General features: G+C 50.3%; 1 protein-coding gene. It reads right to left on the reverse strand.

Going from position 1 to position 380, the window contains the following annotated elements; all coding sequences use genetic code 11:
• Positions 1 to 358: transposase (locus tag ACY2RQ_RS19900; RefSeq protein ID WP_490114755.1), on the reverse strand; the 358-nt coding region annotated here is incomplete at its 3' end.
• Between the last annotated feature and the right edge of the window lie 22 nt (positions 359 to 380).

Raw genomic sequence — 380 nt, forward strand, 5'->3', positions numbered from 1 at the left:
AAAAGAAGCTGCGAATCGTGACCTCAGTCCGTTCCTGACCCACCCATAACAGTCGTGTGCAATTGCGATCAATCTGGTAAACCACGGTCAGGTATTTGTGACCAACCTGATACGCTACCTCGTCAATACCAATGGCCTTTATATTGTCGAGTGAACGATGTGCTTTGCCCCACTCAACCACATATTCAACAGCCTGGAACACCTTCTCCCATGAGGTATGGAAAGTGCTGGCAACCTCTTTCCAGGATAGCTTTCTGGCCCAGCCCGCCAGAAACTGCATATAGGCTTTGGTGAGTTCCTTCTTGCCATCGCCCCATGGAACCTGTTCAACCTTTACACCGCATGTCTTGCATTGCACCCGGCGCATTCTGTAAAGCAGG

The organism is Parendozoicomonas sp. 209JJ7-1, assembly GCF_058147085.1.